Below are 16,658 nucleotides of genomic sequence, written 5' to 3' on the forward strand. Positions count from 1 at the left end.
TACTAATACTATGTACTATATCACCTGAAACGGGGGGATCCCATATGGCTCAACAGTCCGCATCAGCCGCTTTTCATTCCAAAGCGCATATTACGGCCATCGGCAGTTACGTACCCGAGAAACCGATCACGAATTCGGATTTGGAGAAACTGGTGGATACCGATCACGATTGGATCGTCAGAAGGACCGGCATCGAATTACGCCATCAAGCAGCTCCCGACCAGAAGACAAGCCATCTGGCCATCGCCGCCGTAAACGATCTGTTGCGTAAATTTCCCGCCGTTGGCGTTAACGGCATCGATGCTATAATCGTCGCTACGACGACTCCGGATATGCCGTTTCCGTCCGTGGCCTCGCAAGTGCAGGAGGCGCTCGGAGCCGCTAGATGCCTTGCTTTCGACGTTAGCGCGGCATGCGCCGGATTCATATCGGCTCTTCAGATCGCTAACGGATTAATCCTGTCGGGTGCGTACCGGAAAGTACTCGTTATCGGGGCGGAAACGTTGACGGGAATTACCGATTACACCGACCGATCGACGTGCATCCTATTCGGCGACGGAGCAGGCGCGGTGCTTGTCGAAGCGAAGGAACAAGGGGCTTTCTTGTCTTCTAACGCGGATACGGACGGATCGGGAGGCATGCAGGTTTACTGCAATGCCGACGACAAGATCGTCCAAAACGGAAGAGAGGTATACAAATGGGCGTTGTCCACCGTACCTGACGGGGTTCGCGATCTCCTGCTCAAGGCCGGATTAACGCTTGAGGATTTGGATTGGTTTATTCCGCATAGCGCTAATCTTAGAATGATCGAGGCGATATGCGAACGGTTGGAGCTGGCTCCCGAGAAAGCCTTGCAAAGCGTCGTGCGCAACGGGAATACATCCGCGGCGTCGATCCCTTTGGCTCTGGATGCCGCATACGTGGAAGGCAAGCTTCGTTCCGGTCAATTGCTGGCGTTGTACGGCTTCGGCTCCGGGCTCACCCAATCGGGACTGCTCGTCCGCTGGACGATAGATTAACTATAAAACCCGATCTTTATGATCGGGTTCTTGATTGTAAGGTTGCGCGCCATTACCGTCTGACTTGCCGCGGATTTCTCCAGTGGGAAACCGGATGTACATCCCTATGATTGATTCTAATTCCTTAAAGCGATTCCTATGTTCGCTTTAACTTCCGCTAGCCGATTCAGCGATTGTTCCAAACTGTCGCCTTTCACGATAATCTGCCCGATCCGGTCCGTCCCCACCCTGAATTTACGAATCGTATCGCCTATATCGTAATCGAACGAAACCTGAATAATATCATCGTGAGCTCCGTTGCCGTTCTCAAGTCGAACGATTTCGCCGTCCTCGTCTGCGATAAGGAGCTCGCAGGCGCATGGCTGCGCGGAATGCGTAGGAAACGCGGGATTCATACGAAGCGCGGAGCGAATGATCTGCTCATAATAATCGAATCCGTAGAAGGTCGACACAAGCTCGGGCAAACATGTCGCGCCGGCTCTTCCGCCGATTTCAAGAACGTATACCTTCCCGTCTTTCAGAATAAAATCGGCATTGATCGCGCAATTGTTTAAGCGTAACGCGCGAATGCTATTTTCCAACTGCACCCGTATGTCCTCTACGACGTTATCCGGCAACTCATACGGCACGTAATGGCCGATAGGCACCCCGGTATCCCCGTAAAACATAAGATCGCCGTGAGGCATAATAAATTGAAGGCGATTATCGTTTACAAACCCCTGCGCGCCGAACTCCGTTCCTTCCACGAACTCCTCGATGACAAAAAAATCGAGCTTCGTCGCCTTCATCACGTACTCGTAGGCGTACTCCACTTGCGCCGCGCTCGCGACTTTCGCGATCCCTTTGCTCGCCCCGTTGTCTACCGATTTGAAGATAAGAGGCGCCGTCAATGCTTCGAAAGCTTGATACGCCTCTTCTATCGTTTTCGCTTTTATAAACTTCGCCGTTCTTACGCCGTGTTCCATAAATGCCTGTTTCATTTCCCATTTATTCGAGGAAAGCTTGGCGGAATCATAACTGATTCCGCTAAGCCGAAGCGTGTCCGCTACTTTGCCGATCGACTTCACGGCCACGTCGGTTCCCGTAGTACAAATTCCTTCAATCCGTTCCAGCTTGGCGATTTCCACTACCTTATCTACGTTCGTCGTATCCTCGTAGTAGACTTTGTCGGCAAGCGCGAAACCCGGGTATTTCCCGTAACGGCTCAGAACGATAAGGGTTAAACCCATCTCTTTCGCTGTCTTGATCAACGGCAACTGAGAAATTCCCGCGCCTAGCACCATAAGCTTTCTCATGGCTGAAACTCTCTAATACGGTTAATGATCCGTTCGAGGTCTTCATCCGTTATATTCGGGTGAATAGGCAACGTGAGAATCCTTTTCCAAATTTCCGCCGAGACCGGAACGACCGCCTTCAGATGGATATAGCTCGGATGAAGATGACATGGATAATAATGCACGCCGGAGGCGATGTTGTGTTCTTGCAAGTGAGAGATCATCCGATCCCTCAAGCCTTCTTCCCTGAATTTAACTTGGTAGAGATGCCATGAGCTTTGAGAGAAAGCTTGTTCCCGCGGAAGCTCAAGCCATTCCAAGTCATTCAATTCCGCCGAGTATCGTTCGGCAATCTCCCGGCGCCTTCCGTTAAGCTGATCCAACTTTTTCAACTGAACGATGCCGATCGCCGCCTGCAAATCGTTCATATGGTATTTGTACCCGACTTGATCGACGAAATATTGCCAAGCGTATACCTTCTCGTGAGACGAGCGCATCCACGTATCGCGGGAAATGCCGACCCATCTTTTCTCGCGCAGCCTTCGATTCATCCACTCCGCATTGCACGTAATGGCACCGCCTTCGCCGCTGGTCAAGTTTTTGACCGCGTGAAAGCTGAAGCAGGTCATATCGCTGATCGACCCGATCCGTTTGCCTTTGTATTCCGCGCCGCAAGCATGCGCGGCGTCTTCTACCACCTTGATTCCTCTCGATTGCGCAAGCTCGCGGATAGCATCCATATCGCAAGGATGACCGCCCAAATGAACGACGATGATTGCCTTTGTTTTATCCGTAATTTTCCGTTCGACGTCCGCGGCCGAAAGATTCATCGAATCCTTCTCGATATCGGCAAAAACCGGGGTAGCGCCTACGTAACTTACGGCGTGAACGGTAGAGATAAAGGTAATGGAAGGTACGATAACCTCGTCGCCCGGTCCGATCCCCAGTATTTCCATTGCCAGATGCAAGGCGGCCGTACCGGAATTAAGCGCAACCGCGAATCGGCTGCCGGCAAAGTCGGCAAAGCTTTTTTCGAACTGCTCCGTCTTAGGTCCGAGACCAAGCCATCCGGAACGCAACACTTCCGTCACCGCATCGATTTCCTCTTGACCGATGCTCGGTTGCAAAACAGGAATCAGTTTATGCCCCAAAAGAATGTCCCCTTCCTAAATCCCATTCCATCTGATCAAACATCGAATATTTGATTGCGCCAGTTCTCGGCGCAGGTTTCCACGGAAAAATGTTCTTTAGCCGCCGTTTCCGCGCGATCCTTTATTTTCTCCCGCAGATCCGGCTTCTCGATCAATTCGGCCATCGCTTCATACCAATCGTCCCGCGTCCCGGACGCTAGCATTCCGTTCTCTCCGTCCTCGACCCAATCCTCGTAAGCCTTCGATTTGGAGTAGATGCCCGGTATGCGGCATGCTGCGTATTCCCGAAACTTATTGTTCGTTTTGCAATCGTGCAGCAAAGTGTTCTCTAGCGGCGCCAAGCCGATATCCCATTTGAGGCGGTATAGGGATTTCAGGAAATTGCGATAATCCGAATCATGATGGTTATAGAACACTTGAGGTTTGCCCACCAGTCCATCGGGAATATAGCCGAAAAACTCGATTCTGATTTTCTCGCCATAGGTTCTAAGAATTCCCCGAAGCGCATCTATAACAGGATCGAAGGCCGCAAGTTTTTTCCCGCCTTCGTATCCGATAACGATTTTGTCCTCATGCTTGTTGCTCTTCTCCAACCCGGAAAAGATAGAAAAATCGACGCTGCCCGCGAAGCATACGATTTTGTTGGGATTGAAATGCGTCTCCAGATGCCTGGCGAAAAATTTCGAAGCGACTTTGACGATATGCGTGTTTTTCAGAAATTTGACGTAGTTCGCTCTTTTGTTCGGGTCGTGATAGTAATTTCCCATTTCGCTCGCGGGAGACATCGCCATAAAATGGTCATCGATAACGTAAACCGTTTTTTTCCCCATCTCGCGGGCCAGCTCCAAAAGTTTATAAGCCTCGTTGCTGACCGTACGGAAAAAGATAACGATATCGGCCGCGGCAAGCCTCGACAATTGAACTTCATCGTCCGATCGAATGCTAAAGCTGCATACGCCATGCTTTTCCAGATGCCGAAGAGGCTGCTCTAATCCGATCTTATAGGATGCTATTCTTTCGGAGCCGATGATGAGTACGTTGATATCTCCTCTTCTACCCATTTCCGCGCTCACCCTCCAGCCTTACGTTTCAAGAATCGTATTCTTCCAGTTATCGATGCACGTATTCAGCGAGAAGTGCACTCTGGCCGACGTTTCCGCATTCTCTCGAATATTAATTCGCATGGACGGGTTCTCGATCATTTCCCTTATTCCTTCGAACCAGCCTTTCTCCGTATGCGGAACGAGAAACCCGTTGTCGCCATGGGTAATCCATTGGGCATACACGGGAGAGTTGGAGTAGATTCCGGGAATCCGGCAAGCCCCGTACTCCCGAAACTTGTTATTCGTCTTGCCTTTGTTGAAGATATTGTCGCCAAGGGGAGCAAGCCCGATATCCCAATTGCATTGATTTAGTTTTTGCATGAAGCTCTTGTAATCCAAGCCGCCTTCATCGTATTTAACGCTAGGATGATCGGCCAGAGCGGCAGGGATATAGCCGTAAAACTCCATCCTGACGAATCCGCCGTAGTAGTCGAGAATTTTCTTTAACGCCGGGACCACGGGAGCGAAGTCCTCGTCTTTGGCGCCTCCCTCATAACCGATGACGATCGGGCCGATTTCCTTGTCGCGCCTCGGCTGTTGGTCGAGCCAGTCGAAATCCACGCTGGCGGGGAAATACACGACTTTGCGATTGAACTTCCGTTCGATATAAGCGCCGAGATCCGGGGCATCGACTTTCACGATGTCCGCGCTTGTCAGAAACTTAATGAACGTATCTCTTAATACGGGATTGGAATAATACAGTCCGACAGGCGTGGTAGGTTGAATTTCCAAGAAGTTGTCGTCGATCACGTATACGGTCCGTTTCCGCATCCCCTTCGCCCATTCCAGCAGCGTATAGGCTGCGGGTTCTACGTTGCGCAGGAAGACGACCGTCTTGGCCGCCGCGATCATTTCTTTGCTGACTTCGTGCTCCTGCTTCACTTCGAATTGCAAATTCTCGCGATTTTTCAGAGCATCCAAGGGTTGAACGATGCCGATCTCAAGCGATGGAATCATGCCCGCGGTGATGACCAGAACGTCCATCGCAGGGTGCGGAGGATCGACGCTTTCGACCGCGGTATTTTCCATCATCGTTCTGGCCATGGACTGTCCTTGGGCGAAACCGTCCTCTTTGCCCCGATGGAAACCGTCGATTTTCCCCCGTTGGAACGCGTCCGAATGATGGCGAACCGATCTTATCGTTCTGCCGCTTCTATGCTTTTGCTTTCTTAGCCTCTGCTTTTTTCTCAGTGCCATCGCCTATCATGCTCCCTTGGATGCTTCTTGATGGCCTGCGGCCATGCCCTCGTGATAGCCAATGTCGAATCCTTCGTTGTAAGCCGAGTCGAACCCCTCGTCATAAGCCTGATTATAGGAAACGGGATGCTGTGGAACCCGGCCGGTTCTTCTAATCCTCGTTCCCGTCCTTTTCTTTCCTCTTCTTAACAGCGGTCTTTTGGTCCCTTTTTTTCTTAGAGGCTTTTTCCCTCTTACTCCCCTGCTTCTCCATTTCGATGATGAACCTCCGCTTTTTTTGCGTCTGATCACCGCTCGCACCTCCTGCTAGATATGATTGCAGCCTTACAAGGCCGCTTCCCCTTTCACGAACGAATCGGCGAGATGTCCGAAGTCGATCGCGACTTTGCCAAGCTCCGAAGCAATCCGTTGTACGATAATGACGGCCGGCACGCCCGCTCCGACAAGAGCGATATCGAAGTCGTAATCCGCTATCTCCCGCATCACTCTCGGAATATCGGGAATTCCCTTTACGGGGGATACCGATCCGATCACGCGTATGCCGCTGTCCGACAGCACTTGCGCAAGTCCGGGAGATGAATTGCCTACGACAAGTACGCGGCGATCGGTAAGCATTCCTCGGAAAAATCCTTCCAGGTAAAGCGTGTAGTTGATGGTCGACAAAGTCATTCTAAGGTTCCCGTAATGAATTCCGTGAGCCTTGAACGCGGCGAAGGCAAGGGGCTGAAAGTTGGGCAATCTGAGTTTGGGTATACCAACGATATCCGCCTTGGTAATCGCCCGAACCAATTGGTCTCTGGCGTCTAAATCAGGCAAATGGACTCCGGCGTAACTTAAAAAATGTCCTTCTATCCGCACCTCTTCCTCGTTCATGACCGCTTCCTGCGCTAACGTCAGCAACTCTCCATCTCCCAAGCGAACGATGGATAATGGCGATTTCGAGTTCATGGCGCTGATGATACAGTCGTTAACTTCCGTTGCGCTCAGTACACGATGAAGCCGCGGACGCAGATGCTCGATCCCGGCTTCGATAATCTGCCTTACGGATATGTCGGGAAGAATATCCGTATCCGGCAGAATCGAGTCTACGATTCCTTCGCCGGCGTCGTAAACTCCATTTCGGTATGCTTTGTCGGGGCTTATTGTCGGAGCCTTGCCGGAAACCGATTGCCCCGACTTGCTCAGCGCTTCGTCATAACCGGCGTCGAAGCCTTGATTATACGAAGCGGCCGCCTGCTCCAACAATTTCTGCGCGCAACCCGCCTGACTATGCCCCTTGATGAGCGACAGTCTTCTGCTTTTGTTTTTTCGCCTAGGAATTCGTTTTGTTTTTGTTCGGTTTTTCAGTGCCCCTAAACGCTGACGAATGGTTATCACCCCATCTAACACACAAGTAGTATATTCACCGCGTTTTTTTCAGAAACGGAACAACCATCCATTTTAGCCTGCAAGCTATGGAAAAATAATGCCCAGCATGGTGCTCAGCCTTTTGAGGTAGGTATGATCTTTTTTCGTCCGCATATATCCGTTAAGAGCGACTTGCTGTCTCTCTTCGTCATGGCGCAATAGTAGTCGATCTTATCGATCAGTTCATCGTGGGAGACGTACGTGGAGAGATCCGTGCCCGGGGAATATAAGTTTTCCATATCCTCGCGTATATCGGACAGCTGGAGCGTAGCGCAGCCCGAGATTTCGAATGTTCGGGGATTAACGGATAAAGCTTCTATTTTCTTCGTTCTATTCACGTTAATCGTATCGTCATCGTAAGAGCGATGAAGGTTAATGACGATTTTGGCCCCATTGTAATAGCTGGCCGTATCCTCGGGAGTCATCCAATCTCCCAGTTTGATTTTATCCGATAGCTGAGAGTAGTTTTGCAGCCGATCCCACCACCATCCGGCGATCATCGCTTTTTTGTTTTTCAGAACGGGAGTCAGACGGTCGATCAACTCTACCCGGTTCCAGAAAGCCGTGCCGATAAAGCAAATATCGGTTTGATAAGAGCTAGGGACATGCTTGGGAAAGAAGGTTTTCGGGTTAACCGCGAACGGAAGATAATGGACGTTCTGGCAGCCTATCTGACGGTAAAAGGATAAAATGTTAAGCTCAAGCGTAAATACGTACTCGTATCGGGGGGCGATCGAAACCGTCCAGTCCGTATAATAGGGATCGTCGGTAAACCAGATCGCCGTCTTGAATCCGCTCTGTCTCAGTTGCGCGACTTGATCGGCCGGCAGGACTACTCCGTTAAGAACGAGAATAAGATCGGGTCGGATCTTCTTAGCGAGAGCTACGATATCGTCCGAGGGATAGGCGACCGTGGTCGCCCGAGTCAAATCGCCTAAAGCGTCGATGACCGCTTGATCGAGCGCCGGATACGGAACGCCTATTCCCGCGGTCACATAAATAATATGAATATCCCAATGCGGAACGGCTTCCGGCGACGCCTCCCGTGAATAAGCGTCGCAGAACCCCACCCGGTAACCATGACTGCGTCCCAACTGAAATCCGTCTATGTGACCCTGTGTTCTTATCATTGGTTTTGTCCGTTAAGCAGATGCCCGCTTGCTTGATAGAGAGACTGGAAAGTTCCCGCATCCGTCCACCAACCGGATAGAATGTCGTATGCGAGCTGTCCCCGCGCCGCATATACGTTATTCACATCCGTGATTTCCAATTCGCCGCGTCCGGAAGGCTTGATTTGCCGAATAACATCGAATACGCCGGAGTCGTACATGTATATCCCCGTTACGCAATAATCCGATTTCGGTTGTTCGGGTTTCTCTTCGATCAAGGAGATTTTATTATCCTTCATGATAGGAACCCCGTATCTTCGAGGATCATGAACATTCTTCAGGAGTACCCGCGCCCCTTCCGCTTGCTCATGAAATGCTTGAACGCAAGGAGTCAAAGGATCCTCGAACAAATTGTCCCCAAGCAGCACGACGAACTTATCGTCAGGTCTCATTAGAGGTTCGGCCAGCGCAAGCGCCTGCGCGATCCCGCCCGCTTCTTCCTGGATTTTATAAGTCATGCGGACTCCCCAATCCTTACCGCTTCCCAGTAATTCGGTATATAATCCGGCCGAATGCTTGCCGATAACGATAACGATCTCTTCGATGCCCGCGGCCCGCAGCTTCTCGACCCCATGGCAGATCATGGGGACTGTCCCGACGGGCAACAAGTGTTTATTAATCATCTTCGTTAACGGATGAAGACGGCTGCCTGTGCCTCCGGCCAGTATGACGCCTTTCATGCAACCCATCCTTTCTTAGCGAATCCCTCTCTACACGTAGATGTTCGGATCGATGCCCCATTTGGCGATAAACTTATTCCGGTTATTCTCGATCAACTGCTTAACCGTGCTAGCTTCCTGTTGGCGGAAACTGGCGTTGCCATGATGGAAGACGAAGACGTCTCCGGCGATTCTTAACTGATAACCGGCGATCTTAGCCCGGTAACAGTAGTCGTCGTCTTCGTAATGACCGGGAGAATAACGTTCATCGAGCAACCCGATTCGCTCCATCAACTCCCGCTTAAACAGAAAACATAAACCAACGATTCGATCGATTTCCATCCATTTGCCGGGATCGGGTTCATTTAGTTGATTGGCCATGTCCTCTAGATGGGTGTAAGGCATATCGATTTGCTGCCTGCCGCTTGCGTAATTGGTAAGAGGGCCTACGATGCCGATGTCTTCCCTGCTATATAGACAGGCAAGCATGTTTCTAAGCCAGTTTTTGGCCACCAACACATCGTTGTTTAATAAAAGCAGCGTGTCGCCCGAAGCTACTTTAAGTCCTTTATTGCAGGCTGCCGGAAAACCGGCATTGCCGGGAAGGGATACGAAAGAAATTCCTTCCTGGCGGCAAATATCGAGCGTGCCGTCCGTCGAACCATTATCCACTACGATGATTTCATAAGGTTCGTTCGTATACTGCTTAATGGTATAGATACAATCTCTCAGCAGTTCTCTTCCATTATAAGTAGGGATAATGATGCTCGTTTTGTTCATACCGTCCATCCTTCTTCACGCTAGGTTAATTGCCTTCGTCTGATAGGATCCGGGAATGACAGCCTCGAGCCCTTGAAGTCCATAGCCGATCTTATAGCTTCGACGTGGTCTCCGAGGATCATATGGGAAACGGCGTTATTCAAGCCGACATTCCGAGCGCGAATCCGATTTCTGGTCATGACGTCTACGCTCGTCGGCGATCCTATCTTCAATCCTTTGGCCATGGCGATCACTTGCGCTTTCGGGGGGACGGCCAAATTCGAATACCCTATTTGTTCCGCAGCCAGCTTCTTCATCGCATGAGGAATCGCCGTGAGAGAATTTGCTCCGAGCTCCGCTCTAGCCATCGATCGGTTGACGAATTCTTTCACGGTGGTCACGTAGTCCCTATGGGAGAATAGGCCGATATAGGGAGTGATGTTGTTAAGCGCAATATCCAATCCTTGTTCAATGGCTTCGATGAAAGGCACGAGGTGCTCGGCAAATACAGGAAAATCGCCATCCAGGAATAGCAAAATTTCCGATTCGGCCAACTTAGCCCCGATTGCTCTCCCGACATCGTGTCCTAATGGTTCATGATAGTGAACGATCATGGCCCGGGATTGGTTTCTGATCATCTCGAAGCTTTCGTCCGTCGAACCGTTCACGACGAAGATCATTTCATGAAGCGGCAACCGATGAAGCTGTTCGAGCACGCTTGGAATCGTATCCTTTTCGTTCATGACCGTCACGATCGCCGCGATCGATCGGTTCGTCGGTACGAGTACCCGATTGCCTGAATGTCCTCCCGAACGTTGAAAATAACCTTCCATAAACTTGGATGCAGCCGCGTGATACGCAGATTTAGGCAACCGTTTAACGGAATGGTACCATCGGCTCCAGTGTTCGTTCACCTGCTTATGAGAATCCGAAATGGCTGAAGTCGCCATCTCTCCCGCTAATGGTGCGCCGGGTGCCGAAGCGGCAAGATTTCCGGCTATATAAGCTTTTTTAGTCCAGTAACCGGCTCCGCTCGTCGACGGCCTAATCGGCTTACGAGCACGAAGCGGTCTACGGTGTTTGGTATTTCTCTGGGGCCATTTCGCGGCTGGCCTTTTGCGTTGCCTTGTTTTTCGGTTTAGCATCCTATCATCACTTCACGCTCTCTCTCTTTCTTGTGAGATCCGACCGGCGTCCGTCTGACGAGATAGTTGAGTAATGTACCCTCATAGTATGTACGGGTTGTTTAACCGTAACGGCATTCGTACCTACGGGCTAAATAAACGGAGTCCAATCATTCGTCTAGCACTCTATTTCAATGGGGTTAGCTCGTTTATTTCTAATCCTATCGATTATGTTTTTTACGGGGATGTATCCCCTCTTTTTCATCGAATAAAACAAGAATAAACAAAGACGAAAAAAGAGGTGCAGGATTAGTCCCTGAACCTCTATCATCTATTAACAGCCTTACTTTTCGGACAGCCCCCTCAACATTCCCCGTCCTCCGGTCTACCCGTACCGTAACGGACAACTCGAGCTTTGCCGGTTCGTCCTCTGGTCGAATTCCGCGTGTCATAGACTAGAGTCGCATGGTCAAGAATAGACTGGAGCGGCAACTGCGAATGGTCCGTCGCGATAACTACGCAATCCGCGTCCGCTAGCTTGCGTTCGTCCAACTGCTGACTTTTCATCACATTCCCGTATACCTTAACCTCCGGAACATAAGGATCATGATACGAGAGAATTGCCCCCTCTTGAACAAGCAATTCCATTAGGCTTAGCGAGCTTGATTCGCGCACGTCATTTATATTTCTTTTGTAGGCTACGCCGATAACGAGTATGGATTTTCCTGTTAGGGATTCCTCTAAGCACTCTTTTACTCTATCCACGATGTACTTAGGCATCGCTAGATTAACCGCATGGGAGTAATCGATAAAAGCGCTATTCGTTCCCCGAAGGTTGGCGCTCCACTGCAAATACAAAGGATCTACGGGAATGCAATGCCCTCCGATACCCGGCCCGGGGTAGAAGGCCGAGAAGCCGTACGGCTTCGTTTTGGCCGCTTCGATCACTTCCCATACGTCGATGTTCAGCTTATCGCAAATCATGGCGAATTCATTGATGAACGAAATATTCACGAAGCGATACGTGTTTTCCAGCAATTTGGTCAGTTCCGCGGCTTCCGGAGTAGAAAGCGGAACAACGCGGGAGAACACGGTTGAATACAATTCGAATATTCTCTCCGAACATCGCTCCGTCAACCCGCTGATCACCTTCGGAATATCTTCGAATAAGAAGCTGGAGTTTCCCGGATTGATCCGTTCCGGGGAATATGCCAAGTAATAATCTTCTCCTACCTTCAATCCGCTCTTCTCCAGAAGCGGCAAGAGGATTTCTCTTGTCGTTCCGGGATACGTGGAGCTTTCCAGCACGATAAGCTGATTGCGTGCCAGTTGTTTGCTTAACCTGGACCCGACCTGCAAGAGATAGGATAAATCGGGTGTATGGTTAATAGTCAAAGGCGTAGGAACGCATAGAATAAGGGCTTCCGCTGCGGTCAGCTGCGAATAATCCGATGTAGCGAGCAATTTGTTATCCGCCAAGGATTTCCGTATCGCCTCGTTCGAGACATCGGGCAAATAGCTTTTCGATTCGTGCAAAGCTCGTATTTTCCGCTCGTCCAAATCTACGCCAATAACCCTGTGACCCTTCTGAATGAAAGTAAGCGCCAGAGGCAGCCCTACGTAACCTAAGCCAATGATGCCTATGACACGAGTCATCGTCTATGTTCACCTCAACCTTACTATTCTTCGACATCGCAATGTTATCTTATGCGGACAAAGATCGTTCGGAGTGGGTACATCCATGATTTTCGATTGAAATGAAAGAATAGATAGATGACTAGAAGCAAATGACGTACCCCTTATGTCGCTCCGTCATAAATTGACATAACACGGACGATAAGCGTCCGCACATCACGAGAGGTGAGAGAACTGAATTCTTTTTCCTATTTGGAATATTCCCACCTGATCCGCAACGTAGCCGATTCCGGCCGATATATGGATTTCCGAGAGGTAAGCCCGGAGACGCCCAGCTTCATCGTTTTGCGCCATGATGTTGAATTTTCCATAGAAAGAGCTTTGCGAATGGCTCGACTCGAATGGATGCTAGGGATCACCTCCAGTTATTTCTTTCAAATACGCAACGATGCTTACAATTTGTTCTCTCCTAGCAATATCGGAATCGTGCGGGACATTAAGCAAATGGGACATTCCATCGGATTGCATGCTCACTTGGGGATGATTGAAAGCTACGATGAACTCGCAAACAATCTCGTTCGCGACGTTGAGATCATGGAGAACATGTTAAAGCTACCGATCGATCGTTACTCCTATCACCGCCCGCCCAAAGCCGTCTTATCGCTCAAGTTAAAAATCAAAGGATTGATCAATACGTACGACGGTTTGTTTTTCGAGCATAGGGAAAGCAACTTGGAAAAGGTCTCCGTTAAGTATTTGGCGGATTCCCGGCATCAATGGAAGTACGGCTATCCGGAGGAGCGAACGATCGCGAGCCATCCTAAAATCCAACTGCTTATTCACCCCGACGAATGGACCATAGCCGGATACGACGCGAAAACCAATTTTCGAATGCTTGAAGACGAGAAAAGGATAAACTTCCGCCAGACTATCCGTTCGGAATGCGATCACTATACGGAATCCTAATACAGCAAAAACCTCCGGCGGCCTTACGGCAGGAGGTTTTTTGCTAAGCGACAATCAACTTGTCATTTTTTTGGTTATGATCGGTACGAAGTTATGGGTATGAGAAACGAGGGTGCATTTGGCGAGAAGCGCCTCCATGGTTATTTTTTGCGTGTGCGAATTAATATCCGCTCTCCGAATGCAAACATAGTTGTATTTGGAAACCGAATAGATCAAATACCCTTTCCTCTTGCATCTGTTCAAGAAACTCGTATCGCTGCCGAATTCTTTCCTTTCGCTGAATTTGACATGGTCCCACACCGATCTTTTGAATACTAAAGTCCCGCCTTTCACTTTATTGCGGTACTTATGTTCGCGTCCTTCCCTATATAACATCAACGCTTCGATCTGTTCGAAATAAACGTAAGTAGTATGTTTGCCTATTATGCTGGCATCGCTTTTTTTCAGCTGATCCACGGCTTCTAGCAAGTAGTGAGGAGCGTAGTAATCATCGTCGTCGAATTTGGCGATAATGTCGTATTTGGCTTTCGTGATTCCCACGTTCAAACATCTGCCTAGCTTATGCTTTTCGGAGACTTGATAGACGGACACGTTAGCGTATTTTCTCGCTTTCGTCTCCCATAGGCCGATATCCATGTCGTCTGAATTTAATATAATAATCATTTCTTTTTTCCCGAATTCTTGACGTTCGTAATTGTTGAAAATGTTATCCATATAAGAAGATCTCATCGTGCAGCAAATGATTGAAACCATTTCGATCTCTCCTTCTTGCCTATTCCTCGGTCTAGTCATTAGGATATGTGCTCAGCTTTACTGAAGAAACGGCGGATATAACAGCCACTATGTCCAAACCATACAAAAAAAGCGTCATATATTGGTTAGAAAGATTTCACTTCCAAATAAGGAGAGATCTGATGTGAAAGGGCTCATCCTTTGTGCCGGAAGAGGCTCCAGGCTTTATCCGTTAACGCGTTCTTATCCCAAAACGCTTATTCCTATAGCCAATATTCCGATCTTGCAAACTTGCATAGAGAAATTAATCGAACAAGAAATAGACGAAATCGGGATTGTCATACATCCGTCTCAGGATGCCATGATCAGGGAACAGGTCGGTAACGGCGAAAGATGGGGCCTTCAGTTCACTTATATTTACCAGGACGAACCGAAAGGCATATCGGATGCGATCAAACATGCGGAATCGTTTATTAACGGGAATTCTTTTCTGCTTTTGTTGGGGGACAACTTAATCAATGAATCCCTATCCAAGTTGAAAGAACTCATAGATTCCCATAGATGCCAAGCCGCGCTGATGCTATCGGAAGTTAATAATCCCCAAGACTACGGAATCGCCGAATTAGTAGGCCAACGTATCGTCCGGTTGGAAGAAAAGCCGTCATCGCCCAAATCCAATTTGGCCGTCGTTGGGGCATATGCCTTTACGTCTTCTATTTTTAAAGCGGTCGTCGCCATCCCCCCCTCCCCAAGGGGCGAATATGAAATTACGGACGCCATTCAATGGCTAATCGACCAAGGCGAGTCGGTGTCCTATCACATTACGGACAAACGGATCTTCGACGTCGGCAAGATCGAGCGGCTGTTGGAAGCCAACCAATGGAAGCTCAGCCAGATGGAATCCGGATTGTCCCATGAACCCTCTCTGCTGGAGAACTGCCAACTCATTCCTCCGGTCGTCGTCGGGCCTGGATGCGTATTAACCAATTCCGTCATCGGACCCTACGTATCGATCGGAGAAGGAACGAGCATTGACGGATGCCGAATTCGGAATTGCGTCATTCTGAGTCAATCGCAATTGAAAGAGATTCCTTATCTCGTTAAGGATACGGTGATCGGATTTAGGTCGGTCATAACGGGCTTGCATTCGGAAGGGAAAGGAACCGATCAGTGAAAATATTGGTAACGGGAACGGGATACGTAGGTACGACGACCGCCCTAGTATTGTCGGAAATGGGTTGGAACGTGACGGGGCTCGATACGGATGAACGCAAGATCGACCTGCTCCGGCAAGGTTCGATTCCTTTTTACGAAGACGGTTTGGAGGCTCTGTTGAACAAACAACTGCAATCGGGAAAACTTCGGTTCACTGCGGACGTCGAGAAGGCGCTCCAAGACAACGACGTGATCTTTGTCTGCGTAGGAACTCCCTCGTTGCCGGACGGGAGCGCGGATATGCAGTATATGAAGCAGGTTGCCGAGAACATCGGCCGATACATGAACAAATATCAATTGATCGTCAATAAAAGCACGGTACCCGTCGGCACCCAGGAGAAGATGAGCGATTGGATCCGCTCCGCGCAGCTCTCCCCTCAGCCATTCGACGTCGTTTCCAATCCGGAGTTTTTGCGCGAAGGCAGAGCGTTATCGGATGCTCGTTATCCCGACCGGGTCATTATCGGAGCCGATAACGATCATGCGGCGAAACTCCTCAAAGCTCTCTATCATTCGTTGAACTGTCCCGTTATCATTACGACGCCTAGAACGGCGGAGTTGATCAAATACGCCGCGAATGCGTTTTTGGCCACTAAGATATCCTTCATTAACGAAATAGCGGAGCTATGCGACAGGTTGGACGTGAACGTGAAAGAAGTCGCCCAAGGCATAGGGCTGGACCCCAGAATCGGACTGTCGTTTCTTCATGCAGGTATCGGATACGGGGGCTCTTGCTTTCCGAAAGACGTGGCCGCTCTCCTCCGAACGGCAACCGAGCAGAATACCGAACTGTCTTTATTGGAAAAGGTCATCTCCGTTAACCGGTCGAAGTATTTGAACATGCTGGACAAAGCTCGCAATCGGCTAGGAAACCTTGAGAATAAAAAAGTAGCGGTATTAGGCCTAGCCTTCAAACCGGACACGGACGATATTAGGGAAGCCCCTGCCATCCGGATCATTAGAAGCCTTCTTGAGGAGAAGGCTCACGTAAGCGTTCATGATCCGGTCGCCAAGCTTCCGCCGGACCTTGCCCAATCCGCGGCTGTGCAGTGCCTTTTACCCGAACAAGCGCTCATCGGCGCGGATGCCGTTCTCTTGTGCACGGAATGGAACGACTATCAGCATATCGGATGGGAACGAATGAAGAAGATAATGAACCGGCCCAACGTCTTCGATGGCAGGAATATGCTGTCCGCCAAGCAAATGAAGGCGATGGGTTATCACTACGAAGGGATCGGTTATCGATAA

At 49.7% G+C, this 16,658-nt stretch carries 15 protein-coding genes and 1 pseudogene; 4 read left to right on the forward strand and 12 right to left on the reverse strand.

Going from position 1 to position 16,658, the window contains the following annotated elements; genetic code table 11:
• Positions 1-44 precede the first annotated feature (44 nt).
• Positions 45-1,019, forward strand: a complete 975-nt coding sequence (locus FPL14_RS05820; protein WP_182302123.1) for a ketoacyl-ACP synthase III — start codon at positions 45-47, stop codon at positions 1,017-1,019.
• Positions 1,020-1,135: 116 nt separating this feature from the next.
• Here FPL14_RS05820 and FPL14_RS05825 read toward each other — a convergent pair whose 3' ends face one another.
• The 11 genes and pseudogenes from FPL14_RS05825 to FPL14_RS05875 all read right to left on the reverse strand — a co-directional run bounded on the left by FPL14_RS05825 (position 1,136) and on the right by FPL14_RS05875 (position 12,518).
• A complete protein-coding gene (locus FPL14_RS05825) occupies positions 1,136-2,314 on the reverse strand; it encodes an ATP-grasp domain-containing protein (protein WP_182302124.1) in 1,179 nt (392 codons plus the stop codon).
• The gene (locus FPL14_RS05830) at positions 2,311-3,444 is read right to left on the reverse strand and encodes a DegT/DnrJ/EryC1/StrS family aminotransferase (RefSeq protein WP_182302125.1); all 1,134 of its coding nucleotides are present in this window, start codon (positions 3,442-3,444) and stop codon (positions 2,311-2,313) included. The genes FPL14_RS05825 and FPL14_RS05830 overlap by 4 nt, the downstream gene beginning before the upstream one ends.
• A 35-nt stretch (positions 3,445-3,479) precedes the next feature.
• Complete coding sequence (locus FPL14_RS05835; protein WP_182302126.1) at positions 3,480-4,505, reverse strand: glycosyltransferase family protein; 1,026 nt, start codon at positions 4,503-4,505, stop codon at positions 3,480-3,482.
• Positions 4,506-4,526: 21 nt separating this feature from the next.
• Positions 4,527-5,744: a glycosyltransferase family protein gene (locus FPL14_RS05840; RefSeq protein ID WP_182302127.1), complete on the reverse strand. Its 1,218-nt coding sequence runs from the start codon at positions 5,742-5,744 to the stop codon at positions 4,527-4,529.
• A gap of 6 nt (positions 5,745-5,750) precedes the next feature.
• The gene (locus FPL14_RS05845; RefSeq protein WP_182302128.1) at positions 5,751-6,035 is read right to left on the reverse strand and encodes a hypothetical protein; all 285 of its coding nucleotides are present in this window, start codon (positions 6,033-6,035) and stop codon (positions 5,751-5,753) included.
• Positions 6,036-6,068: 33 nt separating this feature from the next.
• Positions 6,069-6,989, reverse strand: a complete 921-nt coding sequence (locus FPL14_RS05850) for a GT-D fold domain-containing protein (RefSeq protein WP_182302129.1) — start codon at positions 6,987-6,989, stop codon at positions 6,069-6,071.
• 207 nt (positions 6,990-7,196) lie between these two features.
• Positions 7,197-8,281: pseudogene (locus tag FPL14_RS05855) on the reverse strand (CgeB family protein).
• Positions 8,278-9,000 carry a sugar phosphate nucleotidyltransferase gene (locus tag FPL14_RS05860; RefSeq protein ID WP_182302130.1) on the reverse strand — a complete coding sequence of 241 codons (723 nt, stop codon included), beginning with the start codon at positions 8,998-9,000 and terminating at the stop codon, positions 8,278-8,280. The pseudogene FPL14_RS05855 and the gene FPL14_RS05860 overlap by 4 nt, the downstream one beginning before the upstream one ends.
• Positions 9,001-9,030: 30 nt before the next feature.
• Entirely contained in the window at positions 9,031-9,759 is a 729-nt protein-coding gene (locus tag FPL14_RS05865; protein ID WP_182302131.1) for a glycosyltransferase family 2 protein, read from the reverse strand.
• 20 nt (positions 9,760-9,779) lie between these two features.
• Positions 9,780-10,652 (reverse strand): glycosyltransferase, encoded by an 873-nt coding sequence (locus tag FPL14_RS05870; RefSeq protein ID WP_229263799.1) that lies wholly within the window; start codon positions 10,650-10,652, stop codon positions 9,780-9,782.
• Positions 10,653-11,225: 573 nt separating this feature from the next.
• The gene (locus FPL14_RS05875; RefSeq protein ID WP_182302133.1) at positions 11,226-12,518 is read right to left on the reverse strand and encodes a nucleotide sugar dehydrogenase; all 1,293 of its coding nucleotides are present in this window, start codon (positions 12,516-12,518) and stop codon (positions 11,226-11,228) included.
• 366 nt (positions 12,519-12,884) lie between these two features.
• On the opposite strand from FPL14_RS05875, the gene FPL14_RS05880 reads away from it, so the two are divergent.
• Positions 12,885-13,463, forward strand: coding sequence for a hypothetical protein (locus FPL14_RS05880; RefSeq protein ID WP_182302134.1), 579 nt, complete (start codon positions 12,885-12,887; stop codon positions 13,461-13,463).
• Positions 13,464-13,517: 54 nt separating this feature from the next.
• Here FPL14_RS05880 and FPL14_RS05885 read toward each other — a convergent pair whose 3' ends face one another.
• A complete protein-coding gene (locus tag FPL14_RS05885; protein ID WP_182302135.1) occupies positions 13,518-14,216 on the reverse strand; it encodes a glycosyltransferase family 2 protein in 699 nt (232 codons plus the stop codon).
• Between the two features lie 163 nt (positions 14,217-14,379).
• Here FPL14_RS05885 and FPL14_RS05890 point away from each other — a divergent pair, with 163 nt between their 5' ends.
• Both FPL14_RS05890 and FPL14_RS05895 read left to right on the forward strand, forming a co-directional pair.
• Positions 14,380-15,369, forward strand: coding sequence for a sugar phosphate nucleotidyltransferase (locus tag FPL14_RS05890; protein ID WP_182302136.1), 990 nt, complete (start codon positions 14,380-14,382; stop codon positions 15,367-15,369).
• Positions 15,366-16,658 carry a UDP-glucose dehydrogenase family protein gene (locus FPL14_RS05895; RefSeq protein WP_182302137.1) on the forward strand — a complete coding sequence of 431 codons (1,293 nt, stop codon included), beginning with the start codon at positions 15,366-15,368 and terminating at the stop codon, positions 16,656-16,658. Before FPL14_RS05890 ends, FPL14_RS05895 begins: the two co-directional genes overlap by 4 nt.

This window comes from Cohnella cholangitidis, from assembly GCF_014107495.1.
GTDB lineage: Bacteria > Bacillota > Bacilli > Paenibacillales > Paenibacillaceae > Cohnella > Cohnella cholangitidis.

Coding starts and splice junctions, on each gene's coding strand:
- FPL14_RS05865 (WP_182302131.1), bottom strand. CDS start 9,759: ATGAACAAAACGAGCATCATTATCCCTACTTATAATGGAAGAGAACTG.
- FPL14_RS05820 (WP_182302123.1), top strand. CDS start 45: ATGGCTCAACAGTCCGCATCAGCCGCTTTTCATTCCAAAGCGCATATT.
- FPL14_RS05880 (WP_182302134.1), top strand. CDS start 12,885: ATGGCTCGACTCGAATGGATGCTAGGGATCACCTCCAGTTATTTCTTT.
- FPL14_RS05840 (WP_182302127.1), bottom strand. CDS start 5,744: ATGGCACTGAGAAAAAAGCAGAGGCTAAGAAAGCAAAAGCATAGAAGC.
- FPL14_RS05835 (WP_182302126.1), bottom strand. CDS start 4,505: ATGGGTAGAAGAGGAGATATCAACGTACTCATCATCGGCTCCGAAAGA.
- FPL14_RS05885 (WP_182302135.1), bottom strand. CDS start 14,216: ATGGTTTCAATCATTTGCTGCACGATGAGATCTTCTTATATGGATAAC.
- FPL14_RS05860 (WP_182302130.1), bottom strand. CDS start 9,000: ATGAAAGGCGTCATACTGGCCGGAGGCACAGGCAGCCGTCTTCATCCG.
- FPL14_RS05825 (WP_182302124.1), bottom strand. CDS start 2,314: ATGAGAAAGCTTATGGTGCTAGGCGCGGGAATTTCTCAGTTGCCGTTG.
- FPL14_RS05875 (WP_182302133.1), bottom strand. CDS start 12,518: ATGACTCGTGTCATAGGCATCATTGGCTTAGGTTACGTAGGGCTGCCT.